General features: G+C 66.0%; 19 protein-coding genes. 11 read left to right on the plus strand and 8 right to left on the minus strand.

The window, feature by feature from the left end; translation table 11 throughout:
• The first annotated feature begins 6 nt into the window (after positions 1–6).
• The 5 genes from AB0P23_RS17210 to AB0P23_RS17230 all read left to right on the plus strand — a co-directional run bounded on the left by AB0P23_RS17210 (position 7) and on the right by AB0P23_RS17230 (position 2962).
• Positions 7–966: a hypothetical protein gene (locus AB0P23_RS17210; RefSeq protein WP_363798446.1), complete on the plus strand. Its 960-nt coding sequence runs from the start codon at positions 7–9 to the stop codon at positions 964–966.
• A gap of 134 nt (positions 967–1100) precedes the next feature.
• Positions 1101–1481: a hypothetical protein gene (locus AB0P23_RS17215; protein WP_363798448.1), complete on the plus strand. Its 381-nt coding sequence runs from the start codon at positions 1101–1103 to the stop codon at positions 1479–1481.
• A gap of 331 nt (positions 1482–1812) precedes the next feature.
• Positions 1813–2046, plus strand: a complete 234-nt coding sequence (locus AB0P23_RS17220; RefSeq protein WP_363798451.1) for a glutaredoxin family protein — start codon at positions 1813–1815, stop codon at positions 2044–2046.
• Between the two features lie 53 nt (positions 2047–2099).
• A complete protein-coding gene (locus tag AB0P23_RS17225; RefSeq protein WP_363798453.1) occupies positions 2100–2687 on the plus strand; it encodes a DnaB-like helicase N-terminal domain-containing protein in 588 nt (195 codons plus the stop codon).
• Positions 2684–2962, plus strand: coding sequence for a hypothetical protein (locus tag AB0P23_RS17230; protein WP_363798455.1), 279 nt, complete (start codon positions 2684–2686; stop codon positions 2960–2962). The genes AB0P23_RS17225 and AB0P23_RS17230 overlap by 4 nt, the downstream gene beginning before the upstream one ends.
• Positions 2963–3059: 97 nt before the next feature.
• On the opposite strand, the gene AB0P23_RS17235 is transcribed toward AB0P23_RS17230, so the two are convergent.
• The 3 genes from AB0P23_RS17235 to AB0P23_RS17245 form a co-directional block, all read right to left on the minus strand.
• Positions 3060–3410 carry a hypothetical protein gene (locus tag AB0P23_RS17235; RefSeq protein WP_363798458.1) on the minus strand — a complete coding sequence of 117 codons (351 nt, stop codon included), beginning with the start codon at positions 3408–3410 and terminating at the stop codon, positions 3060–3062.
• A complete protein-coding gene (locus AB0P23_RS17240) occupies positions 3407–4354 on the minus strand; it encodes a hypothetical protein (protein ID WP_363798460.1) in 948 nt (315 codons plus the stop codon). The genes AB0P23_RS17235 and AB0P23_RS17240 overlap by 4 nt, the downstream gene beginning before the upstream one ends.
• 115 nt (positions 4355–4469) lie before the next feature.
• Positions 4470–4895: a hypothetical protein gene (locus AB0P23_RS17245; RefSeq protein WP_363798462.1), complete on the minus strand. Its 426-nt coding sequence runs from the start codon at positions 4893–4895 to the stop codon at positions 4470–4472.
• A gap of 691 nt (positions 4896–5586) precedes the next feature.
• On the opposite strand from AB0P23_RS17245, the gene AB0P23_RS17250 reads away from it, so the two are divergent.
• The 5 genes from AB0P23_RS17250 to AB0P23_RS17270 all read left to right on the plus strand — a co-directional run bounded on the left by AB0P23_RS17250 (position 5587) and on the right by AB0P23_RS17270 (position 7961).
• Positions 5587–6153 (plus strand): hypothetical protein, encoded by a 567-nt coding sequence (locus AB0P23_RS17250; protein WP_363798464.1) that lies wholly within the window; start codon positions 5587–5589, stop codon positions 6151–6153.
• Between the two features lie 177 nt (positions 6154–6330).
• A complete protein-coding gene (locus tag AB0P23_RS17255) occupies positions 6331–6636 on the plus strand; it encodes a hypothetical protein (RefSeq protein WP_032386844.1) in 306 nt (101 codons plus the stop codon).
• A 48-nt stretch (positions 6637–6684) separates the two neighbouring features.
• Positions 6685–6858 carry a hypothetical protein gene (locus AB0P23_RS17260; protein WP_363798466.1) on the plus strand — a complete coding sequence of 58 codons (174 nt, stop codon included), beginning with the start codon at positions 6685–6687 and terminating at the stop codon, positions 6856–6858.
• 99 nt (positions 6859–6957) lie between these two features.
• The gene (locus AB0P23_RS17265; RefSeq protein ID WP_363798468.1) at positions 6958–7320 is read left to right on the plus strand and encodes a hypothetical protein; all 363 of its coding nucleotides are present in this window, start codon (positions 6958–6960) and stop codon (positions 7318–7320) included.
• A 14-nt stretch (positions 7321–7334) separates the two neighbouring features.
• Positions 7335–7961: a DUF6308 family protein gene (locus AB0P23_RS17270; RefSeq protein WP_363798471.1), complete on the plus strand. Its 627-nt coding sequence runs from the start codon at positions 7335–7337 to the stop codon at positions 7959–7961.
• Positions 7962–8237: 276 nt separating this feature from the next.
• Here AB0P23_RS17270 and AB0P23_RS17275 read toward each other — a convergent pair whose 3' ends face one another.
• From AB0P23_RS17275 to AB0P23_RS17285, 3 genes are all read right to left on the minus strand, one after another.
• Positions 8238–8573, minus strand: a complete 336-nt coding sequence (locus tag AB0P23_RS17275) for a hypothetical protein (RefSeq protein WP_363798473.1) — start codon at positions 8571–8573, stop codon at positions 8238–8240.
• A 110-nt stretch (positions 8574–8683) separates the two neighbouring features.
• Complete coding sequence (locus tag AB0P23_RS17280; RefSeq protein ID WP_363798475.1) at positions 8684–9241, minus strand: hypothetical protein; 558 nt, start codon at positions 9239–9241, stop codon at positions 8684–8686.
• Positions 9242–9244: 3 nt separating this feature from the next.
• On the minus strand, positions 9245–9709 hold the full coding sequence (locus AB0P23_RS17285) for a hypothetical protein (RefSeq protein WP_363798477.1): 465 nt from the start codon (positions 9707–9709) through the stop codon (positions 9245–9247).
• A gap of 202 nt (positions 9710–9911) precedes the next feature.
• Here AB0P23_RS17285 and mobF point away from each other — a divergent pair, with 202 nt between their 5' ends.
• Positions 9912–16133, plus strand: a complete 6222-nt coding sequence (gene mobF, locus AB0P23_RS17290) for a MobF family relaxase (protein WP_363798480.1) — start codon at positions 9912–9914, stop codon at positions 16131–16133.
• Positions 16134–16271: 138 nt separating this feature from the next.
• On the opposite strand, the gene AB0P23_RS17295 is transcribed toward mobF, so the two are convergent.
• Both AB0P23_RS17295 and AB0P23_RS17300 read right to left on the minus strand, forming a co-directional pair.
• Positions 16272–17339 (minus strand): hypothetical protein, encoded by a 1068-nt coding sequence (locus tag AB0P23_RS17295; RefSeq protein WP_363798482.1) that lies wholly within the window; start codon positions 17337–17339, stop codon positions 16272–16274.
• Between the two features lie 871 nt (positions 17340–18210).
• Complete coding sequence (locus AB0P23_RS17300) at positions 18211–24264, minus strand: helicase-related protein (RefSeq protein ID WP_363798583.1); 6054 nt, start codon at positions 24262–24264, stop codon at positions 18211–18213.
• Positions 24265–24331: the final 67 nt, after the last annotated feature.

Below are 24331 nucleotides of genomic sequence, written 5' to 3' on the forward strand. Positions count from 1 at the left end.
CAACTGATGAACAATCCAGTGCCCCAGACGATGCCACCCGCTTCAGCGGAAATCGAGGTGCTCCTGTCCTTCCTGATGTGGGGGTGCACCGCGCTCAGTGTCCTCGCCATGATCGGCGGCGGAGCCAAGTTCTTCTGGTCACGCATGTACGGCGACGACGATAGGACCGCGCTACAGATGTGCGGGGGAGGGCTCGTCGTCGCCGTCGCCGCGACGGCCGTCCGTTCGATTCTTTCGCCGGTCTCTGCCGAGGAAGCGACGAACCTTCCTCCCGCCGACCCGCCCGCAACACTGGACACCCCGCCGCCGCCACCACCGGTGGTCGATGCCGCACCCGACGTTCCGATGGATTGGACACCGGTCATCTGGTTCGGCGGCATCGCCGCAGTCGTGGTCTCGGTCGCACTGGCTGCCTACCTGATCATCAGGACCCGCAGCCACGTCACCGACCGCCGCACCGCCAAGAAGGCACTCGAAGACGACTACGCCGCAGCCCACGCCGTCTACAGCGAGGTCGCGGACGCCTACGCTGCGTACCTGGCCGATCCCTACGCCATCTTCGTCAGGCCCCTGCTCGACAACCTCGACGAGCCCCGCACCGCAGCGTTCATCGACGCCTTCGCCGAGATGAACCAGATCCGGCCCGAGCAGTGCCCCGACACCGTCGAGCGTGTGCAGGCCTTCGCCGTCGCCGCTCAGAAGGCGCACACTGCCTGGCGGAAAGCCGACGGCTACGCCCGCGCCATCGGCATGGGCGTGACCAGTACCGAAGACCACCGCACCGTTCGGCGTATCCGCAGCGCACTCGGTATCGCCCTCGACCCCTCGGCCACCGGACAGGAACGCGAAACGGCGCTCCGCACCGTCGCGGAACTGGCGGCCGGCGTCGTCACCATCCCCGACCGCATCTACGACAGCGCCAAGATCGCCATAGAAACCACCACACGCAAACAACTCACCAGCTGACCAACCACACCCCGTGTGGTGCCGACACCCAGCAGTGTGTCGGTACCACCTGGCAACATGACCCACCAACGACACAGCGACGCCCACAGCTGTCGATCACGACTGTGACACCTTGACGATGACAGGAACCACCGATGAACCCCTTCGCCACATTCCGTGACCACGCCCGGATCCGCCACGAATTCCTGTTCGATGACAGCGAAGAGAACGCGGAACGCTACTTCGAGTCTGCGGATGCAGTGGACCGGCTTCGGATCGGGCTCAACCGATTTGCCGCTGTCGTGGTGGGCATCCTCGGGGTAGCCGTTGCCGCATACAACGTCAAAATGAGCTTCGACGGCAACGGCGTCAGCATCATCGAAACCATATTTCCCGCTCTTGCAGTGGCATTGGTGTTCGCTCTTGTCCGTATCGGCAACGAGCTGGGCTCGAAAGGGACGAAAGAGGTCGTCGCCACTACGAACAGGGCCAAGTTCATCGGCGACCAACGCCGAGCGAGCGCGTCCGATCACTGACCGGCCAACATCCGTACCCGGCTGACGCCGCCGTAGAGCAACAGCTCCGGCGGCGTTTCGCATGTCTCGATCTCGATCACGGCGATGAACCAGCCGTCGGGCGACGGGCACCATGACCCGAATGTGAAATGAACTGTTCCCCGTCGCTTCCGTGTTTTTCTCCGTACTGCCGATCGGGAACGAAACCGACGTGATTTCGAACTGCTCGGAAGCTAGAAATGTATTGTGCGCCAGCACATTTGAGTTATATTGTCTCGCTCTATCTATGGCCTATTGGAATGTTTTGGCATAGAATTGAAACTATCGGAACAATTCCCTCGAGGAGTGAGCTATGTCGATCACCGTGTACACGAAACCCGAATGCAACAACTGCGATCAAACAAAACGACGCCTGAACAAGCACGGGATCGAATACACGACAGTCGATGTCACCGAAGATGCAGCGGCCCGCGAGTTCGTCACCGACGGACTCGGCTACCGGCAGATGCCCGTCGTGGTCGTCGACGAGAGCACCCACTGGTCCGGCTTTCGGATCGACGCCCTCGACAAGCTCGCCGCCGCCTGACCGACCACTCCGTTGACCCTGTTCGAGATCGACCTGCGAGAACGAGCCCGACGATGACGCCACTGAGCGCAGTTCCACCGCCCGATGAGCCCGAGCGTGTCGTTCGCAGCCTCGCCACTGTTGTCGACGACACTGCCGTCGACAACGAAACAGCTCACGAGCCGTCCACCGACCCCGAGGCACTGCTGCTGTGCGCCCTGATGTGGAGTGCCCACACCGGGGGAGTGTCCGCCGAGGATCTGCGCATCACCGCGATCGTGACCGCCGACGACTTCGACGACGTCGCGTACCGGCGAATGTTCGTCGTGATCGCCGGTCTCGTCGCGGCCGGCGAACCCTACGACCCAGCGAGCGTCACCGCAGCCTTCATGCGATCCGGATCCGGAGGAGCCAAAGACGCGCCCCTGCGTCGCCGCTTGAACGAGGTCATCACCGCCGGGGCAGACGGCTTCACCGCCGTCCACTACGCCGACATCGTGCTCTCCCAGTCCTACCGACGCAGTTACCGGACCGTGGCAACGGCCATCGTCCACGCCGCCGAAGAGCTACCGGAGGAGTACCTGTTCGATCACCTCGTGGAGCACGGACGCGCTCAACGCGCACTGTGGCAGCGGCTCAACACGTTTCGGGCAGGGCAGTGACCCTCGACAGTCCCCGCACCCGCACCGGACCCCGTAACGAACGAGACACCTGCAGTGTCGACTCCCACGGGCCCGAGGTGGAGTCCCCGATCGGGGCGTACCTGTGGTGGTGCGGACACGTCGGAGCCGACGCCCACGACCTCGATGCGCTGCAGGAGTGGGACTACCTCCACGCCGACGAGACGACCGACGCCGAACGCCGCACCCTGACCGCATGGGCACTGGCGGCCGGCATCTTCGGTGCACCCGGCACCGCGCCGCACCCGCAGCGCTGACCGCGCGCCCGACCCGTACCGAACGACAAAGGCACCCACACCGGCTGTGTAGGTGCCTTTCTCGCGTGTACGGCCGAGCTGAGCCGGACGAGCGGTATCAGTGGCGATCGCCGATCCGGACCTCGTCGCCGAAGTCGATGTCGTAATCGGCCAGATACGGCGCATCGGGGTCACCACTGGATGTGTAACGCGGGTAGAGGCCCTTCTGCTGTTCGGTCTGAAGAACGACCACGCGTACGCGGCCGGGCGTGATGTGGATTTCGCGGAGTACGCCGGTCATCGGTTCGTTCCACAGCACCGCCTCGAACGCCAGGACCGCGCCGAGGTCGCCGCCGTCGAGTCGGAACGCAGGCTTACCGTCGCCGAGCGAGTCGGAGCGCTGCGAGGGCCGAGGTAGTCGGTGCCGCCCTTCCCTCCTCTGCGGTGGGAACTGGTGGCCGGTGGTCATCCGAGACCGTGATCGGCCGACCGCGATATCGCCGCTGTGTGTGTCGGGGCAGGGGCGGTGTGCAGCGTGGACGAGGTGGCCTGTGCAGCTCTGGACGAGCGTCCGGTCGGGGGAGTGACCAACCCGCGCGGACGTGTCGAGGAGCGTTCGACGTGCGCTGCGTGCGCCATCGGCGGCGTCGATACCGACGCGGACACAGCTGCGGTGTTGTCCGGGCGTGCGGCCGGCCTCGATCGCGCTCGTAGCTCGTCGAGGTCGGCGGCGAGTGCGGCGATGTGTTCGGCGTCGGCGACCGGGTCGAGGACGGAGAGGTTCGCCCGCAGGTTCCGCACCTGCACGGACCGCTCGGCGGCGATGCGGTCGGTGTCGGAGACGTCCGCGGTGTGGGTCACGCGCAGCACCGTCTCGTTGCGCATCGGCTCGATGGTGCCGCCGAGATCTGCCGCGAGATGCTCGGCGATGCGGTGCGCATCCTGCGGTGTGTACGCGCCGACGTCGGTGCGCGAGTTCGGGATCGGGCCGGGCCGGACCGAGTACACCTCCACGTCGAGAACCGAGACGGCGTCGGGGCCGTCGACCGCCGAGTCAGGTAGCGGAGGTGTTGCTTCGATGATGGCGGCTACTGCCGCGGTGACGTTGCGTGGTGCGGGGATGACGGTGCGCAGGACACCGTTCTTGTAGTCCGGGAGTGCGGTGAGGTCGGCGGCGAGTTCGCCGGGGGTGCCGATGAACTCGACATCACGGCGTGAGGTGCCCTCGCCGACTGCGTCGATGACGACGGAGACGGTGTCGAACTCGTAGGTGTCTGCCAGTGCTGCTGCTTGGGTGAGTGCGAACTGTGCGGCGGAGCGGGGGGTGTAGAACGAGCCGCGTGCGTGCACGAAGCCTGGGTCGCCGTTGCGGTCGAGGGAGGCTACTTCGACGTTGAATCCGGGCTGGGTCATGTGTGTGGTCCTTAGACGTGATGGGGTGCGCCCGCACGCGAGATGTGTCGAGCGTGCGAGGGCACGGGGGATCCGCGACCGGTGCCGGTGCGCGGGTGGTGCGAGGGCAGCAGGGTCAGTGCGCGGGCGAGGACTCAGGTTTGCTCGGCGTTGCGGGTGCAGTCGGCGAGGTCGCATCGTCGTGTTGCCGGTCGGGGCCGGCGGTGTTCTCGGCACCTACTCGGCGGCGCGCAGTAGCGCGACCGGAGCTGCGCCTGGCAGAGGGCTTGGATGGCTTCTTGCCGACCGGTGTCGGTGCAGTCAGACCACTGCCGGTGAGTTCGGCAACCGTCCACCCGGCATCGATCGCTTCTTTGTACGCGGCAGCGTGTTCGGCGTTCGCGTGTTCAGCGGCGCGAGTCGCCTCGGCGACCTTCTCGCGCGCATCAGCGGATGCCTGGGCGGCGTCGAAAAGGGACTCGATGTATTTGGTGCGGTTTTCTATCGCGGCGCGGGCGCGCGCGATGGCGGTGTCTTTGTCGACAGCGGGAGAGACAGACATGGTGAGGGCCTTCCAGTTCGGTGCGCGGAAATCCCCACCGGACAGGCACCGATCGGTTCAGCTCGCAGCGCCGTGCAGGCGTAGTGCGGGGCGGATCGGTACGGGTGGGGCGCGCTCGAACGTGACCCTCATCGACGCTCGAACTTGATCGAAAGTCTAAACGATCCACACCGGATCCGCCCAGACCAGAACTGCACACCCGACCACCGTCGGACACACCGAAAAGATCGGAGCTACCGCGACACCGAGCGTGGCTGGCGTTCCGTCGCTCCCGCACAGTCACCGTGCGAGCCGTACCCCACACCGCGCTGCAGGAGCGCCGAACCCCGGCGGCGTCAGGCGTCTCGCCGGTGGTGGCCGGTGCAGTCCTCGGGCAGGCCCTGGCGGGCCACACGCGACCCTGCGGGCCGCCGCCGAATCGAACTCCGCTGCGCTTCGTCCGCATCGAAGAAATCAATTTCTTGTGACGTTGTGGCTTCTCCGAGTGTTCATCACCCGTGCCGGCGCATCAACCGATGGCGGCTGCGCCGGCCCAAGGGCTCCGAAAACTTTTCAGAACGCCTTCGGCTGAAAACTTTCCGGCCCACCGGCTGACCCGCCGGCCCGTGCGCTGAGCCCTCTCCTCAAGCCACCACGGCAAAAGAAATTGGCAGGGCGAAGGTCCGGCCACCGTTTTCCAGGAGAGGTCACCATGTCGAGCAACACCACCCGACCCAGCCGCCGAGCCAGCGCAGCGCAGAACGCGCGGACCACCGCCATCGTCACCCACACCACCGCGATCGTCACCGGCCCACAGACCGCCACTATCACCGTCACTGCGGCCGCGACCGACGAAGCGCAGATGATCGTCGCGTTCGGGCACGTGATGATGACCTTCCGCAGCGCCGAAGCAGTCTGCGACCTCATCGCCGGATTCGCCTCCGTCCGAGGCTCACTCGTCGGCGTGGACGGTCACGCCCCCCACCCGGCGCAACCCGGCACACAATTCGGTGCCGCCGCGATATCTGTCGTCTGGCTCGGCGGCCCCGAACACTCCGTCGTCGCGCACAGCCGCTACGTCCCCGAACAACGCCGCACCGTCCACTGGGCAGACCTGCACATGGGCCCGATCCTCTGGCGCATCACCGACCGCGTCGGCTACGACACCCTCATGGAAGAGCTGCGCCGCGTTCACCGCACCGCGGTCGGGGTATTCGTCGACGGCGGGCGCTTCCGCCGAGACCCCACCAAAATTCTCGACGCTTTCGACAACGCCTGACCTGTACCACACGTTCGGCCCCGCACCGCGGGGCCGAACGTCGTTATCCACAGCTTCGCCGGCCATCCACACCCGACCGACAATGGCGGTCGCCTCGCCCGACTCGCTGCGCTCGCCGTGCGAGGCTCCAGTCCTACACGGCCCGCCCACGACAGCGCGAGGAAAGGAACACCGACGATGATCACCTGGACCGTCACTACCCGCCCCGAGAACAACCCCGAGATCATCACCGCATCCGGAGCCGAGCCGGACCTCGCCACCGCCAAGAGAGCAGCCGCCGACGCCGTCCGCTACGCACTGCTCGACGCCCGCGAACACGTCTCACCCGACAACGGCTGCGCCCCGTCGTATCTGGTCACCCTCGACGGAAACTTCGCGCTCATCGTCGGCCTCGGACGGTGCCGGACCGCGAACTTCAACGGCGTCCTCGACAGCCTCGAACGATTCGACGGAACCGGCGAGATGAACCTGCTCTACCTCTGAACCTTTCCCCGGTCACATCACCGCGTCGACGCCGCCCGAGATCGGTCGGTGGCAGACGAGATCCTGGCGGTATGGCAGACGAGCGGACTTTCGACCCACCTGCCGACGACGGCGAACGCCCCGGAGGTCACCCTCTCGACAGGGCAACGCACCTTCCGGTATGCAGGTGAAGACGACATGATCTGCGACGCCACCACCGCACCCGATCGCACCGAGTCGTAGCTCGACCCCCCAAGGCGCGCCCGCCGCTGACAGGCCACATCGGATCCGTCGGCCTCACAACGCCACATTCGTGTCGGAGCCTGGTGGAAGCCTGGGGCCATGCCGAACGACCACGCCGCCACACCGCAGCCTCTCGTGCGAGTGCGGGAGGTGCGTGACGGCGATGTCCCCAACGGGACGCACGTCGTCGTGCACGGCACCCTCGCGGAAGTCACGGTGAAGACGAATCAGCAGACAGGTCAGTGGGCGATGGGGCGACTCGTCGACTTGGACGATTCGATCGACTTCTGGATGTTCCCGCGCGCGTTCGCACGCACCGGCCGATCGTGCGTCGATACGGCCGGCCCGATCGCTGCGACCGCATGTGTGTCTGGCCCGCCGGAGCGCACCGCGCTGATCATCAACAGCATGGAGCGCATCGAACCCCACCCGGAACCCGACGTCGACACCACCGTTGTCTGACACGATCGACCGCTATGAGTGTCACTCTTCCACCGCCCTTGATCGCCGACTCCGACGACGATGCGGTCGCTCTGCTGCGTCGGTACTACGGCGGCACCTACCTCGATGCCGGGTGCTACACCGGCGCGTACTTCGACAGCTGGGCACCGCAGAACCGCGCCGCCGACAGCAACCGATTCACCGCCGACGACCTCGTTGCGGTCACCTTCTTGTCGGTTGCGGTCACGGCAAACGCGGCACGCGATCTGCTCGTCACCCGAGTCGACCGATTCACCGAACTCCTGGAGTCGGTTGGCCCCGACCGCGACCTCGTCGATGAGACCGAACCGTTCACGTCGGAGGCACCGTTGTGGCGTCTGGAGGACGAATTGCGGAGCGTGGGGGACATCGGCCGCACCATCGCTACGAAGCTGATGGCCCGCAAACGTCCCCGTCTCGTGCCGATCTACGACGTGGTCGTCGGACGTGTGCTGAACACGAAGGCACTGCATCTGAACCCCATTCGGGAAGCGCTGCGTGCCGACGGCGGAGCACTCGACGCGCGGTTGCGTTCGATTCGGGCGAAGGCCGGACTGCCCGACGAGATCAGTGCGCTACGAGTCCTCGACGTCATTGTCTGGATGCACGGCACGACGAACTGAGTCGTCGTCTGCACTCGCCATGCCGCTCGAAGATCTCCTCGACCGACAGCTGCGGTCGTGCGTCAGGACTATCCGCATTCATCGACTCACGCTGTACCGGGCCGGGTACACAGGCGACGCTCTCTCGCGAACCTTGTGCCCGTTGCATGCGGTGTCGGGACGCGGTGCACACGATCTGCACGTGACCGTTGCAGCGACTGCACAACCGCTGTTGCACCGGCTGCGCATCGCCCGAGTGCACTATGTGCACAGAGACTGTTCGTGCGTGTCGGAGGGTCAGTAGTAATCGTTGTCGTACCGGTCGCGGTAGTACCCGCGACGGGCTCTGCGGTCATCGACTCCGCTGGCACCGCCGAGTGCGAACAGGGGAACCATGAACAGCATCACCGCGATGAACGCGCCGATCACCGCGATGAATGCGCCGAACACGACAGCGAGAACGACGAGGTACGCGCCGACACCGATGACGGTGAGAATGTTCGCCACGAAACCCTTCCATCCGGGGTCGTTCTCGCCGAGGTACCGGACGTACCAGATCAGAAATCCGGCACCGGCGACAGCGAGCAGGGGGAGCGGTCCGACGTCGTCGGTGAAGAGCGAGGAGAGCGTCATCTCGTGAGTCCTTATCGTTGAGGACTGCTCTCACCGGGGCGGTGCAGCGGCCCGAAGCCTGATGGATCTATCTCTACCGGTCGCCACCGACATGTGTCGTGGCGTTCGTTTCAGAACAGTGTTGGTGGTGCTTGGGCGTCGAAGCTGTGGCCCGCGAGAGCGGCCCGCAGTCGCGGTTCGTCGTAGCCGTCTTCGAGTGCGTCGCGGATCGCGATCGCGCGCCCGTAGCGTCCGCGTGGATCCCCGCCTGCCGGTGTCGGTCCGATGTGCCGGCCGACGGCAACAGCGTGCGCGAGGTTCGCCGATTGGGTGCCGCGTTTGAGGTGACCGTCGGCCACCCGCACGCACAGTGTCTCGTCGCAGTCGTGCTCACCGACGATCCCGTCACCGAGGTCGCCGTATTCGAGCAACAACGCGAACCGGTGCGCCGACAACGTGCGTGGTGCGTCGCCGTCGGTGAAGGTAAATCTGCCGTAGCCGTCCGGAAAGCTCACCGACCCCCTGAAAAAATGGCAGCTCGGAGTTTTGACCACCTTCGCCCAGAACCTCGCCACGGTCTTCGCAGTCAACGGCTGCTGCAACGGTCGCCACACCCGGCGAACCGGCTGCGGTGTTGCAGCGTTGGTGTCGTCGCCGAACAACGCCAGTTGCATCATCGCGGCGGTCATCGGCTAGCCCTGACTCGTCGCGGACTCGGCGTCCGGGTCGCTGTCGCCGGTCGCGGTTTCGCTCGTCGTTGCATCGCCTGTCGACGCCGAGTCACCCGGCTCGTTCAAGGCCGATCCATCACGCAATTCTGCGTTTGCATCCGAGCCGGAGTCCGAGGTGTCGTCGTCGGTGCCCGCGCTCGCCGGCGGCGCTGCGGTGTCGGCGAGCAGTGCCAGAAGTTTGCGAGCTTCGCCAGTCGTGATCCCCGCGAGTGTCGCAGCGGCGCTGAGTGTTCCTTCACGGCCCCGGATGTCGTCGAGCGCGCGGGCCATCGCCAGCCGGGCCGCGTCGATCTGCTCAGCGGCCGCGAAGTAGTCCGTCAACGAGCCCATGTTCTTCTCGTCGCGCGCTTTGCGGTCGGCGACGACTTTTTGCTGCGCCGCCCGCGCCCGAGCACGCGCAGTCATCCGAGCCTGAGTCGACGCCATGCCGCCCACCCTAACCCCGAACACCCTCGAATTCACAGATCCTGACACAACCTCCCACCAGATCACCGATCCACCACCACCGAAACGCCGTCCCACGCCACCAATCCGAACCGCTACCGATCTACTACCAAAAACGAAGTCCAACCCCACAGACCTCATGCATTAAGGCCACTTTGTGGGTTTTGCTGGTAGGGTCCGGTCCATGATGGGTCTGCACAAGCTCACCGCTGGGGACGGGTATACGTACCTGACCAGGCAGGTTGCAGTGGCAGATTCCACCGAACGAGGGGCTGCCTCGTTGGCCGAGTACTACTCCGAAAAAGGGGAGTCACCGGGGCGTTGGACCGGGTCAGGTCTCGCCGAGCTGGAGACGATCGGCGCGGGCGAGCACGTGTCCGAGGCGCACATGAAGGCGCTGTTCGGTGACGGCCTGCATCCCGAGGCCGACACGATGTACGCGGAGAAGTTCGCGTCCGAGCTCGCTGCCGGTGCGTCGACGAAGAACGCCGAGCGGGCAGCGTCGGCGGCGATCAAGCTCGGTCGCGCGTTCAAGATCGACAACGGCGCATCGGACTATCGGGTCGCGTGCGCGAAGGCGTTCGTCGAGCACAATCTCGCGGCCGGCGAGAAGTGGAACGCACCGATCGAGGCCGAGTCGCGCGCGACGATCCGCACCCGGGTCGCGAGGGAGATGTTCGAGCGGGAGTACGGACGCGGCCCGGCCGACGAGCGTGAACTGTCCGGGTGGGTCGCCAAATCGGAGCGGCAGAACACCAAAGCCGTCGCCGGTTTCGACCTCACGTTCACGCCCGTGAAAAGTGTGTCGGCGCTGTGGGCTGTTGCGCCGCGGGAGATCTCGCAGGAGATCGAAGCAGCGCACGACGCCGCGATCGCAGCAGCCTTGGAGTACCTCGAAGAGCACGCCTGCTTCACCCGTCTCGGCAACGGCGGTGTCGCGCAAGTCGACGCGAACGGATTGATCGCCGCCGCGTTCACGCACCGTGATTCGCGCGCCGGGGATCCGAACCTGCACACCCACGTCGCGATCTCGAACAAGGTCTCCACAACCCTGCCGGACGGGACGACGAAGTGGCTCGCGCTCGACGGTGCCGCGTTGTACCGCAACAACGTTCCCGCCTCCGAGGTCTATAACACCGCCCTCGAAGCGCAACTGCGTGAACGCATCGGAGTGGACTTCGCCGAACGCGCGAGCGGGGACCGGTCGAAGCGTCCCGTGCGTGAAATCGTTGGCCTGGACACACGGTTGGCCGAACGCTGGTCCTCCCGCAATGCCACGATCGTCGTGCGCACTGCTGAACTCGCACGCGAGTTCCAGGCCGAGCATCACCGCGAACCGACCACCATCGAAGCGATACGGCTTGCGCAGCGCGCGACACTGGAGACCCGGCAAGCGAAACACGAACCGCGCTCGCACGCCGAGCAACGCGGAGGGTGGCGCGCCGAGGCGATCGACGTACTCGGTTCACCGAAGGCACTGTCGAAAATGGTCGCCGAGGTGACCGGCAAGACGCGGACCCGGGCGAGCGTGGACATCGACGACCCGCGCTGGATCGACATCGCCGCAGCCGACGTCGTCGAGGTCGTCTCCCGCGCACGTTCGCGCTACCAACGGCACAACATTCGCGCCGAAGCGATCCGTCAGGTCCGCACCGCGAACCCGCCGGCCGATCGCATCACCGACCTCGTCGAAGCGATCACCGACCGCGCGTGCAGTACCGACCTCGCGGTCACCCTGGGCGACGAACTCAGTGACGACGTCGCTGCCGATCTCGCCCCGGAGGTAATGCGTCGACGCGACGGCCGCGACGTGCACACCCGCCACGAAGCAACCTTGTTCACCACCAACGCCGTTCTCGATGCCGAGACGCGCATCGTCGCTCTTGCACAGCGCAACGACGGGGTGGCAGTCGCCGACGAGCACGTGGAAATGGCACTGCTCGAGTCCGCTGCGAACGGACGCGAACTCAACGCCGGGCAACGGTCGCTCGTGCGCGCGATGGCCACCTCCGGTGCGAAACTTCAGCTCGCACTCGCACCCGCCGGAACTGGCAAGACCACCGCCATGACCGCACTGACACGGTCGTGGCAGAACGCAGGCGGACACGTTGTCGGGTTCGCACCGACCGCTGCCGCCGCCGCAGTTCTGCGTCAAGATATCTTGACGACGACGGATACGTTGGCGAAGTTCGTCGACATCACCAAGCGGTTGCGTAACGGCGATCCGGTGTCCGTTCCCGAGTGGTACACCAACATCGGCGAGGACACGCTCGTCATCGTCGACGAGGCGGGCATGACCGGCACCCTCGACCTCGACGACGCAGTCACCGCCCTCGCCGAACGCGGTGCAACGGTGCGGTTGATCGGTGACGATCAACAGCTCGCGTCCGTCGCATCCGGGGGCGTGCTGCGCGACATCCACGACCGCGTCGGTGCGCTCACCCTCTCGCAGGTGGTGCGCTTCCGTGACAAAGCAACCGGCGCGGCCGAAGGCGCAGCATCGCTCGCACTGCGTGACGGCGACGACGCTGCGATCGGCTTCTACATCGACCACTCCCGGCTGCACGTCGGCTCCATCACCACCGTCACCGACGACGCCTACAGCGCATGGGCAGCCGACCGCGCCGCCGGCAAGGACGCGCTGTTGCTCGCACCGACCCGTGAACTCGTCGCCGAACTCAACACCCGCGCCCGTACCGACCGCCTCGCCGCCACCGACGCGAAGGTCGGACGTGAAGCCGTCCTCGCCGACGGGCTCCGCGCGAGCGTCGGGGACATCGTCCGCACCCGCTCCAACGATCGCCGCAACCCGCTCTCGCAGACCGACTGGGTCCGCAACGGTGACCGCTGGACCGTCGAGAACGTCGGCCGCGACGGATCACTGGTGGTGCGTCACCTCGAACTCGGACGCACCGTCACCCTGTCACCGGACTACGTCCAGTCCGCCACCGAACTCGGCTACGCCGGAACCGTGCACTCCGCGCAAGGGTCGACCGCCGACACCTGCCACGTCGTGGCCACCGGTGACGAAACCCGTCAGCTCGCCTACGTCGCACTCACACGCGGGCGACTGAACAACCACATGTATCTCGCGACCGCATCGGACGGCGACCTGCACACCGCGATGACCGAACGCGGAATGCTGCCCCCGACCGCCGTCGACGACTTCCGGGCGATCCTGCGCCGCGACGGCGCACAGGTCTCCGCGCACTCGACCCTCACTGCCGCCGACGACCCACACACGCATCTGGCACCGGCCGCGAACGCCTACGACTACTCCGTCGCCACCGCCTGTGAAGTCCTCGCCGGACCCACAGTGATGGCCGCGATCGACACCGCCGCCGACACCGCGATCGCCGGCCTCACCGACGACGCCGCATGGCCGGTCCTGCGTGGACACCTCGCGATCCTCGCCGCCGGAGGCGACGACCCGGTCGCCGCCCTGAACACCGCAATCACCGAACGCGAACTCGGCACCGCGGGAGATCGGGCCGCAGTCCTGGACTGGCGACTAGATGCCACCGGACGTCACTCCGCAGCACGTGGAGCATCGGCGCGGGGACCGTTGCCGTGGCTGCCTGCCATCCCCGACGCACTGCGCAAGGAACCGGAGTGGGCGAGCTACCTCGACGCCCGCGCCGACGCCATCACCGGTCATCGAGACCGCATCGCCGCCGACGCCGCCGGATGGACACCGACAACTGCACCGGTCTGGGCACGGGCGCTGCTCACCGACGAACCCGACCTCGATCTGCTCACCGATCTCGCGGTGTTCCGCGCCGCCCACGACGTCGACCCGGCCGACCGTCGACCGACCGGACCCGAGCAGTACGCGGCCGCGTCGGCGATCGTGCAGCGTCGCCTCGACACCCGCGCCGAGAAGATCATCGGCACCACCAACGACGCCGTGAAGCGGTGGCGTCCGTTCGTCGATGAACTCGACACCCACATCGCCCGCGATCCGTACTTCCCGATCCTCGCGGACCGCCTCTCCGCCGCCGCGCGCGCCGGAATCGAGGTGCACACCCTCGTCCGCGATTCGCTCGCTGCGTCGCCGTTGCCGGACGAGCTCCCGGCTGCCGCGCTGTGGTGGCGACTGTCCGGTGAACTGTCCGCCGCTGCCCTCGATACCGATGCCGCGGACACTGCAGCGCTCGCACCCTCGTGGGCACCGGTCCTGACCGAACTGCTCGGCGAGCGCGCCGCCACCCGGGTGATGTCGGATCCGGCATGGCCCTCGCTCGTGGCGACCGTCGACGCCGCCGACCCCACCTTGTGGACGCCGGGGGAGTTGCTCGGGACCGCGTACGAGTTCCTGCACGGCGGTATCGACCCGGTCGATCACGGTGTCACCCTGCCCGCCCACGAACTCGCCACCGCGCTGACGTGGCGGGCCGAGATGCTGGTGCGCGAGAATCACCTCGCCCGCACCTACACCCCACCCACCGCCGAACCACTCTCGATCGAGGACGAAGAAGCCGCCCCCGTCGTCGACGAGGCGGTCTCCGACACCGTCGGCGGTGAGCTGCCGGACGAATTCGTCATCCCGGCAGCACTACCGACCCAGGCTGCTGCGTCCGACACCGTCGTCGACGGCTCGACCGCATCGGTTCCGGTCGATGCGGATGCCGACTACCTCGCCTCCCTCGACGCACTCGACGCGCCTGTCGACTACGACCAGCCGCCCCCGCCGGAGTACGACGGCGGCTACGACGACGAGTTCACCGGAATCGACCACGAGGCCGACGCACCACCACTCGACACCGAGGCCGCCGCGGCCGGCACCGACAACACCGACGCCGAAATAGACGTGTGGGAGTCGCTGCGCTCGTACGTCGAGACGATCGAGCTGCCGTACCCGACGGTCACCACCGACGAACGAGTCCGCCTGCTCACCCAAGATCTCGACGACGCAAAAACCACGTACCGAGAGCTGCGCGGTCGGATTTCCGACGGGACCAGCCCGGCACAGTTCCATGCCCGCACGATGCTGTCCGAGCTGCAGGAGCGAGCCGACCGGCAACGACCCGCCCGCATCGCCATGCTCGACACCCGTCAGGAATGGACCGACCGCGAGTTCGAGGCCGAAGCGCTCTGGCATCACATCGACACCGTCATCCGGCCCGCCGTTGCCGCCGACGTCGCGGCTGCCGGGGACGACGACGATGCACGCGCCCTCGCGCAGCGTGGTCTCGACTGGGAGATCTGGCGCGCCGGATTCGTCGACGACACCGCCACCGCCGCCCGCACGCGCGCACACGACGCCGCCGCGGAGTACGAGCGCGTCACTGCCGCCGACGGGGGAGAGGTCACCGCCGTCGACGTCACCACCGCACGCCTGGCGGCCGAGAGCATCGACCTCGCTACTCTCGCCGAGCTCAAGGCCGACGTCGACCGCACCGAGGCGATGCTGTGGCGGGCCGAACAAGCCGCGATGCGTGCAGCGGTGACCGACACTGTGATCCCGCCGACGCGGGTGCAGCCTTCCGTCGAGGTCGTCGACGCACCTGAAGTCGAGACAGTCGAGCAGCTCAAGCAGACGGTCCCGACCGAGCTGGCAGTAGAGGACGCCCCCGAGACCGCCGCCGTCCCGCGACCGGTGCTTTCGCCTGCCGACGCCGCGCTGCTGGCGAAGATGGAACAGGACCCGATCCGGCTCGTACCGGATGCCGAGCTGGCCGTGTTCGTCGACCGCGCCGGACGAGGCCGCACCGAACCGACTGTCGTCGCGGACACCGAGAAGCTGTACGCCCGACTCGACGAGCAAGCCGCAGCGATTGCCGCCGCCCGCGAACTTGCAGCCGAACTCCGCCGAGTCACCGCGCAATACGAGGCTGCACGCAGCGAACACACGATGCTCACCGAGCAGCTGTCGGCCGCGAAGCGACGCGAACGCAAAACCCTCGAACCCGCAGCCGCCGACGCACGTCTACGAGAAGAGCGCCTCGCCCGCCAAGTCCAAGACACTCAACGCGCCGCCCACGACGCCGCCGGACGAGTCCAGGCCGACACCAGCGAATGGCCTGCGATCGTTCAACGCGCGACCGATCCGGATCGGCGCTCCGCTGACCTGGCCGCCGCGACCGTGTTCGACTCCGCTGTCTCGGAGCGCAATCGTCGCAGCAGAACAATGTGGGTCGGTGGGCGGCAAGCAGACGCTGAACGCCGTGCTCGGGCGGCGGCGGATGCTCCACAACGCCTTGATGCTCCGGCCATCTCCGGAATCACGGACCGCAAGAGCAATGCTGGGACACCATCGGTGGACCTCGACCAACGTCCACGCGCACTGGTATCTCCGACGAAGCCCGTCAAGCCAGGTGCGAATTCTGACCGCGGTGTTGGGCACGGACCGCTCGACGCAGGGATAGAACCACATCGAAGCAATGACCTCGAACAGGGCTTATAAGCACTGCGGTTGTGTCTCGTTCCGAGTAAGGAGAAGCGACGCCTCGAAGGCTCGATGCCGCCCTTTCGTCACGAGAACCTATCCGCACGACCTCTAAGCGCTTCGAGTCGAGGGCTTGGCAGACTGCTCCATGGGCTGTCAGAAGAACCCGTAGGTTTTCGTGTTGACGTCGAATCCATGCCCAGAAACGTCGTGTCTACAGCGAGCGCCACCGGTGTCAGGGTCGAAGGCGCACGTCATTCCGTACGCCGTCATGGTCTGGCCATAGTCAAACGTCGTATCTCGCATGGTTTTTCGGTCCTGCATGTGCGAGTTGCCGCCGGAATCGAGCAGTAGGCCGGTTTCGCCGTCCGACCCCACTTTGATGAGTCGAGCATCGGTGTCGGTCGACAGTGGTTCGCCCAGTGGTGGTGAGCAGAATGCACCAGTCCGCGAAATCGTGCAGTAGTAATCGCCGCTGGGACTGGACAATTGGCAGATGCCGGTGCTGGCACACGCACCCGGCGAGACGGGACTGCCGGTGAACAGATCGTCGGTCTGCGCCGGAGCGTCCGGCGTAGGCGTCTGGGAAGCCTGCGCTGTCGGCCTGGCGTCGGAGCCGGCGGCGCTATCTGGCTCGGACCCACCTGCGGTGCAATTCTGCCGCTGGTACTGCGTGAGGCCGCCACCGTTGGTGGCCGTCGGGTAGCTGTACGAACGCGGGTAGACGATGACCTCGGGGTTCGGTGTCCAACCCGCGGAGAGTGGCGGGTACGCAGCGAGGTCGATGGTGAAGGAAATGGTGTTGCCCAGCGCATCTGCGGACTCTACTGGGATGGTGATGCTCTCCGCCGGGGTGTCGTCCGCGAATTCCGATCGTCCGGTGACCGTCCATTGACCGTCGACGAAGTTCGGCTCTGCATCCTCTCCCCGGGAAATCGACAGGTTGTAGTTGTCGTCCCTGTCCGGGTCTCTACTCTCGTCCAATCCACCGGGGAAGATGAGAGCAGTGAAGTCCATGCTGCCGGCCTCGTCGAAGAGCTGTGTTGCGGGATATCCAGGCATCGGTACACGACGGGGGGCGGGCGGCGGAGTATCAGCGAAGCTGATGACGACCTCGATGCGTTGTGCGTCGAGGTGTTCCATTCGAACCGATTGCGCCAGCACTGGGTCCGGTGCCTGCACATCGGCTATTCCGGGAGCAGGGTATTCCTGCGGCACGGACACGCAGTCCAGCGTTCGCGGGAAGCTGGACAGGTCAAGTGAATTGCCGCGATCGGATCGCACTACGAGTGCAATGGTCGCGACGGCTACAACGAGGACTACAGCGACAATCGCCGCAGCTATCCAACCCCGCGTGTTTTTCCTGGCCGAGTGCGATCGGTCCGAAGGTAGAGCGCCCATGGCCACAGAGTGCCATGCGGCTGATCGATGTTGGACGAAATGACTCTTAGCTCTCTGCAGCGGGCAACACTTGGACCAGTGAAATCGGCATCGATCCGTAGGCCATCGCCAGATTGTGCGCGCGAATCGTTACTCCGATTAGCCGATACCGGATCAACGTCCCGGCGTCTAATTTGGAGCGTCCACGGCACCTCGAAGGAGAATCCATGAAAATGCGGAGTCGATTCAGGACAGCGGTTGTCACCGCCATGTTGGCAGTGGTTGTTTCCGCTTCTCTGCTGGTAGGAATGGCATCTCCCGCAGGGGCTGCCACAGTGCGACCAGGTGCGCAGTCGTTTCAGGTGGACATCCTTTTGGATAAGTACGAAACCGAAAAGGCAGCAAAGAGCTTCTGGGGCGCTACCGTCATCTGCGCCCAGATCGGTTTGCCGGGGTGGGTTACTATCGCCGGTGTCTGCCAAACAGCAGTGTCAGTGTGCGCTGCCAGGGCTTACACCGCGAGCCCACGAAAGAATGCCGGTATGACAATCGGTAGGGGCGGCGGATTCTGGTGCTGGAGGTACTAGCCGCCATTGGACGCTGCTAGGTGCTGAGCCCAAGGTTTCGGCTCAGCGTCCCCCACGAATCCATACCGCGATTACGGTCCGCCAACAATTGTTGGCGGACCGTAATCGCGAGCGGCGCAGTTCGTCGACTAGCTGTCGAGGCCGTACCCGTTGTCAGGTTCGTGACCCGGCTCCGGCCCCTCACGCTCGGGGCCCTTCCACGAGTTGGCGGGCCCCGGGCCATCTTCCACTGCGCGGAGGAAGTGTCCGGGCCGAGTCGATGTGTCGCCCGGTTGCAGATGTTCGTTTCCTCCTGCGGTCTGCGCGCTCGCATGTTGAGCAGCAACAGCTTTGGCGTGCATCATGGCCCGCACATCGTCGGCGCTTCCCATTCCGAGATCTTCGACGAGGGCTTTGGTGGGGTTGAGCATCAGCGACCACTTCGGCTCGCGGCCCTTCTCTGCAGCACGTTCCGCGCGGGAGGCGTCCCGTGCGAGGGCTTCGGGGCTGGTTTCGGCCTCCTTGATTTCTCGCCGCAAGCGGGAGACTTCGTCCGAGAGGTCCTTGAGCTGCACTGCTTTCGGGAAGTCGGACAGCTCGACCAGTTCGAGATCGTCGAGGCGTTGCTCGTCTCGATCGAGTGAGCGCTCGGCCTTCGCGAGGTCTGTGTCGACGGTGTAGGCCATGTTCTCCACCCGCGTGAGCAGTCCGAGTGAATGTTGGCTGCGCTCCCCGTCCCCGATCCTCGGATACAGATCGTGTGCTTCGATCACCTTCGTCGACGAACCGAGTCCGGAGAACGAGAGATACAGCGCACTGTCCTGCATGGAACGGGAGGCCTCGATCGGGAATCCGCTCATCTCGGCGATCACCATCGTCTTGGTCAGGCCTTCGCCCTTGAGGGCCTGGTAGGTGCCCTGCAAAGCGTTGGCCATCGCGTTCGCGGCGTCGCTGCGGGTGTCGTAGAACTTCCCGCGGATGGTCATGCCGGGCCACTGCTCGACCTCGCGCCGGCCTTTGAGCACCGGTGCTGCTTCTTTCAATCCGGCGACCCGCTGGCGTGCGCGGGGCACTTCGCGGCGCAGCCGGTCGCGGTCGCGTTCGATGGAGCGTTGCTCGGCGAAATGCGAATCCGCTTCGGACTGGAGCTCCTGGAGCTGGGAGTCGAGTTCGATCTGCTGGATGTACCGATCGTCGCCGGTGGCGAGGGCTTTGGTCATGGCCGAGTTCTCGGCGAGCGAGTCGCTGTCGAGGTCGACCACGCGGCGCATCGAGCGGTCCGCTTTCTTGAGCTGTTCGATGAAGTGCGCTTTGCGGTGCACGGTCTGCCACATGACGGTGTCGAAGGTCTTCTCGGCGACGTAATTGAACACCTTGACGTGCGCGTTCTGGTTGCCCTGCCGGATGATTCGGCCCTCACGTTGTTCGAGGTCGGCCGGTCGCCACGGCACGTCGACGTGATGCAGCGCGATCGCCCGGTCCTGAATGTTGGTGCCGGTGCCCATCTTCTCGGTGGACCCGAACACCACCGACACACGTCCTGTGCGGCACATCTCGAACAAGCGGGCCTTCTCCGACGGCTTCGGGTAGTCGTGGACGTACGCGATCCGGGCGGGCTCCATCCCGCCGGCGAGCAGCTCGTCGCGGATCCCGTCGTAGATCGACCACGACCCATCGGCTTTCGGGGTGGAGCGGTCGCAGAACACGATCTGCAACGCACCCGGTGTCGGGTGCGGGTCACCGGCCGAGTCGAGATACGTGTTCTCGCTGGAGTTGTTGTGCACGTCGAGGATTCGTTGCGCGACGATGTGGGTGCGGGAATGCTCCGGCGGTGCCGGATCGAGGTGCGCGACCCTGGGGTCGAGGGTGGCGTTGCGACCGTCGTTGGCGACCTTGAGGGCATTGTCGATGTCCGGGCGTTTGGCGTCGGCATGGTCGGCGCGATACCCGAGGTCGGCGATGAAGTCCTGCACCTCGAGGGCAGGAGTGAAGGTGACGTCGGTGTTGCGGCCACCGTCCTTGACGGGCAGGTTCGCCGGCACCTGATCGCGGGTGACCGCGTCGGTGTAGACGCTGGTCATGCCGATGAGATCACCGACGTTGGTGAATTCCCCGACCCGAGTCACTGCCCGCAACCGTGATCCGGACGAGTTGAGCTCGACCCGCTCGACGGTGTCGGTGAATGTCGCTCCCCAGTCGTTGATCGTGGAGACCCCGGCGTCCTCGAGGAGATCCGGCCGCAGGTAGTGCTGCATCACCCACAGCTCCGCGAGGGAGTTCGCGACGGGGGTGCCGGTGGCGAACGTGGCGACCCGCTCGATGTACTCCTCCGGCGGGATGCCTTTGGTGATCGCTTCCTCTCGGCGCATCGACCGCAGATAGTTCAGCTTGAGGTCCATGTCGGTCGCCCGGTGCGAGCCGGAATTGGCGAGCTCGGTCACACCGGAGGCGCGCGCCAGGTTCTTGAACTCGTGGGCTTCGTCGATGAACAGGTAGTCCGCACCCGACGCCTCGAACGTGAGCCCCCGATCCTTCCCGGCCTGTTCGAGGGCGGTTTCGAGCCTTTCCTCGAGCTTGGCCTTCATCGCTTCGAGCCGCTTCTTGGTCAGACCTTCGTCGACGTTGCCGAGTTCGTCGTCCAGCTCGGCGACCTGCCCACGAATGTATTCCGCTTTGGTACCGGGGTCGACACCGATCGAGGAGAACACCGACCGCGGCACGATGACCATGTCCCAGTCCTGCGAGGCCGACTGCGCGACGAGCAACCGGCGCCCCTCGGCATCGGTAGCTGCCGATCCGGAGAGGATCCGCGCCCCGGGATACCACTGGCCCGCTTCGCGCACGACCTGGTCGATGATGTGGTTGGGCACCACCACCCACGGCTTGTTCGCCAACCCGAGGCGCTTGAGTTCCATCGCGCCCATCAAGATGGTGCCGGTCTTGCCGGCCCCGACGACGTGATCGAGCAGCACCGTCGGCTCGGAGACGATCCGGGCGGCGGCGTCGCGCTGGTACGGGTACGGCGAGTACTTGTCCCCGAGACCGGGGAAGGACATATGTGCACCCGAATGCACCGGGGCGACAAGGGAGTTGAACTTGTCGTTGTAGATGTCGAGGAGCTGCTCGCGGCGCACCTCGTCGGCGTGCAGCGCCCACTGCCCGAACTCTTGTGAGAGCCGCCGGGCCTTCGACTGCGCAGCGCGGGTCGCAGCATCGTGGATTGCGCCCGCGCCCGCTCGATCACGGAACTCCTTCGAGCTGGTGATCTCGACGGTGTCGCTGTTGAGCAGATCTTGAAGAAGCTCTTTCCATGTGTAGTCCCCAGCGCGCATCCCGGCGTTGGCGATCCCGCGGTCTTCGGCGGGCCGGTGCTCGAAGTTGAACTTCGTCGACCATGCGTGACGTTTGGGCATCAGTGCCCACTTGAGGTCCTGCTCGTTGCTGCCCGGGTAGTGGCCGACAGCGACCTCCCAGCGCCCCGACGCCCGTTCGATGGTCACCGAGATATCGCTCGGCACCTCGAATGTCTCGCGGACGAACTGGGTGTAGGTCTCGATCGGCACCCACGGGGCACCGAGGGAGACATCGACGTCGGTCTTGCGCGGCGGGATGACCGCGGTCAATGCGTCGACGTTGGCTTGGTAGCGGGGATCGAGCGCGGCGATTTCTTCGGCGTCGGCGAGCTTGGTGCGGACATTGCCCGACAGATACGTCGACGATGAGACCCACCGTGTCGGATCGGTCAGAGTGCGGAAGGCCCTCCCTTCCATCTGCATTTCGGCCTGCTCGACGGTCGTTCCGAGCAATTCGGCGATCCGCCCGACGTCGAGGCGCGCCTGCTCGTCGAGACTGATGGCCATCGCCTCGTCGACCGTCTCGGCATAGTCCCGCAACTCACGTGAATGCAGGACGTCGGTGTGGAAGATCGCCGCCTTGCGGGCGGTCATCGTCTCCTCGTCGAAGTGTTCGAGCGCGAAAACCGGCGCGAACGTCGGATCGGTGCGCAGGGCTTTACCGAGGTGGCTCTGCAGCTTGGTGGGCTGGCGCGGATTGATCCACGCATCGTCGGACAGTCGGTCGTAGACGTCTTCAGGGATCTCCCCGGCATACGGGTCTCCGGCGACCCCTTCGTCCTTACGCCAGGTGTCGATCAATTTCGTCAGAGCGGCATCGTGCTGGGCGTCGGTGAGGTCTTTGGGTACGGTCATCGCGAACCGGTTGATATAGCCGTAGCGGGCGACGTAGGCGTCGTACTGCTCACCCAGGATCTCCCGCAAGGCTTGCCGCTGCCCGGGACTGGTAGCAGCGTTCTTCTGCGACTCGATCAACGCGCGGGTGGTGTCGCGCAGGGCCAGCAACTCGCCCCATTCGGCGACCTGCTTGGCTCCGCGGGTGCTCACCGGCTCCCACTCCCGGGAGTTCCAGCATTCGATTGTGTTCGCCTGGTCGTCGTGGCGCAGTGTTCCCACGGCCAGATCGTTCTCTGCGGGGCCGCGTCCTGCTGCGAGCAAACCTCGCTCGAAGTCCTCGCGGGTCGGGCCGAGAGTGTCGCGCCACGACGCGGTGAGCCCGAGCCCGCCGGCCTTCGCGACATCGACGATCGCGGTGAGCCGATCCTCGACCAGGGAAGCGAGGTCGACGTCGCTGTCGGTCGCGCCGACGGACAGAGTCTCGTTGCCGTACATGCCGTGCCCGACCCGCAACTGACCGAGTACCCATTCGGGGTGATCGGTGTAGACGGCGTTGATCGGCACGCCTTTGTCCTCGCCGGCGTCATCGAGCGCGGTCGCGTTCTCGAGCTGCAAGAACCGGTCTGTCAGCGGCGCGGGTTTTGCCCCGTTGGGGCGGCGACGCAACACGAGGATGTCGGTGACGACCTCCGTACCGGCGACACGTCGGAAAGCGTTGGACGGCAACCTCACTGCGCCGACGAGGTCGCCGAGGGCGGCGATGTCGCGGCGGGCCCGCTGGTTCTGGGCGTCGAGGGTGTAGCGGGAGGTCAGGACGGTGACGTAGCCGCCGGGTGCGGTCATCGCCAACGATTTGACGATGAAGTGGTTGTGGATCGAGTGCTTGGCCTGGTTGTGGACCGGGTCGTAGAGCCGGTAGTCACCGAACGGCACGTTGCCGATCGCAGCGGTGAACGAGCTTGACAGCGCGGTGGTCTTCTCGAATCCTTCGCCGCGGATCTGCGCGGACGGGTTCAATGCCGCAGCGATCGCGGCGGTGGTGGCGTCGAGCTCCACCCCGACCATCTGCGCCGACGCCGGGGCGTGGGCGATGAACGTCCCTGACCCGCAACCCGGTTCGAGAACACGGCCGCCGGTGAAACCGGCCCGGATAGTGGCCTTCCACATCGCCGCGGCGATCGCCGGGTCGGTGTAGTGAGCATTGAGGATGGTCCGCTGCGCCTGCGCCCACGCGGTGTCGTCGAGTAGGGCGCGGACCTGCTCGCGTTCGGCGCTCCAGTCGTCGCGGCGCGGGTCGAACACCTGCGGGGTCGCACCCCAACTCGACCACCGCGCCAGCACCGCTTGCTCGTCGGCGGTGGCGTAGCGGTCCTGCGCGGTCACAGCCGCCAGCACCCGCAGGGCTTCGATGTTCGCTGCTACACGGGCTTTCGTGCCGGACGGCACCAGTATCTCGGTGCCGGGCCGGAAGTCCACGGGCTCGACATTCCACAGACGCTCGGCGACCGTCTGCGTGTCGACCACCATCCCTTCGGTGGTGTCCGGTACCGCGGTGTTCGGCGTGACGGTCGCAGCTTCGGTCGGTGTAGACGCCGGTGGCTGGGGAGTCGGTTCGATTGTGGGGGAGTCGGTCTCGACGCTGGGCGCGGGAGGGTTCTGCGTGGGGAGGAGTTGGTCGACGCGGCGGCCGTCGACGGCGATCAGGTGCCGACTCTGGTTGCCGTAGCTCACCGCCGCGGCGTGATCGTCGGGCCCGAGAGTCTTCTGGTTCTCTTCGGGGATCAACGACACATCGCCTGCGCGGCGCAGCTCCATCAGTGCGTCGGTGACCTGCTCGGCGGTCAGTGTCCCGTCGAGGTCGGCGCGGATCCGCGCGAGCCGCACATAGGCTTCGTCCTCGCGCGCCAGCCGTCCGTAGGCGTCGCGTACCAGCTCCGTCGCCGACGGCGGCAGTGCCGGTCCGTCGACGGCGGTGTTCGCGACAACCTCTGGTGTGGGCTGCAACTTCGGCACCGGTTGGGAAGCGTCGGCCTCTGCGATCAGAACGTCGGGATCGACTGGTGTGGGCAGCGGTGTGCCG

The organism is Rhodococcus sp. NPDC077669 (genome assembly GCF_040686915.1).
Lineage (GTDB): Bacteria > Actinomycetota > Actinomycetes > Mycobacteriales > Mycobacteriaceae > Rhodococcoides > Rhodococcoides fascians.

What these genes read in the sequence shown, in the direction of transcription:
- AB0P23_RS17210 (WP_363798446.1), top strand. Translation starts at nt 7, where the DNA reads ATGAACAATCCAGTGCCCCAGACGATGCCACCCGCTTCAGCGGAAATC.
- AB0P23_RS17215 (WP_363798448.1), top strand. Translation starts at nt 1,101, where the DNA reads ATGAACCCCTTCGCCACATTCCGTGACCACGCCCGGATCCGCCACGAA.
- AB0P23_RS17220 (WP_363798451.1), top strand. Translation starts at nt 1,813, where the DNA reads ATGTCGATCACCGTGTACACGAAACCCGAATGCAACAACTGCGATCAA.
- AB0P23_RS17225 (WP_363798453.1), top strand. Translation starts at nt 2,100, where the DNA reads ATGACGCCACTGAGCGCAGTTCCACCGCCCGATGAGCCCGAGCGTGTC.
- AB0P23_RS17235 (WP_363798458.1), bottom strand. Translation starts at nt 3,410, where the DNA reads ATGACCACCGGCCACCAGTTCCCACCGCAGAGGAGGGAAGGGCGGCAC.
- AB0P23_RS17240 (WP_363798460.1), bottom strand. Translation starts at nt 4,354, where the DNA reads ATGACCCAGCCCGGATTCAACGTCGAAGTAGCCTCCCTCGACCGCAAC.
- AB0P23_RS17245 (WP_363798462.1), bottom strand. Translation starts at nt 4,895, where the DNA reads ATGTCTGTCTCTCCCGCTGTCGACAAAGACACCGCCATCGCGCGCGCC.
- AB0P23_RS17250 (WP_363798464.1), top strand. Translation starts at nt 5,587, where the DNA reads ATGTCGAGCAACACCACCCGACCCAGCCGCCGAGCCAGCGCAGCGCAG.
- AB0P23_RS17255 (WP_032386844.1), top strand. Translation starts at nt 6,331, where the DNA reads ATGATCACCTGGACCGTCACTACCCGCCCCGAGAACAACCCCGAGATC.
- AB0P23_RS17265 (WP_363798468.1), top strand. Translation starts at nt 6,958, where the DNA reads ATGCCGAACGACCACGCCGCCACACCGCAGCCTCTCGTGCGAGTGCGG.
- AB0P23_RS17270 (WP_363798471.1), top strand. Translation starts at nt 7,335, where the DNA reads ATGAGTGTCACTCTTCCACCGCCCTTGATCGCCGACTCCGACGACGAT.
- AB0P23_RS17275 (WP_363798473.1), bottom strand. Translation starts at nt 8,573, where the DNA reads ATGACGCTCTCCTCGCTCTTCACCGACGACGTCGGACCGCTCCCCCTG.
- AB0P23_RS17280 (WP_363798475.1), bottom strand. Translation starts at nt 9,241, where the DNA reads ATGACCGCCGCGATGATGCAACTGGCGTTGTTCGGCGACGACACCAAC.
- AB0P23_RS17285 (WP_363798477.1), bottom strand. Translation starts at nt 9,709, where the DNA reads ATGGCGTCGACTCAGGCTCGGATGACTGCGCGTGCTCGGGCGCGGGCG.
- mobF (WP_363798480.1), top strand. Translation starts at nt 9,912, where the DNA reads ATGATGGGTCTGCACAAGCTCACCGCTGGGGACGGGTATACGTACCTG.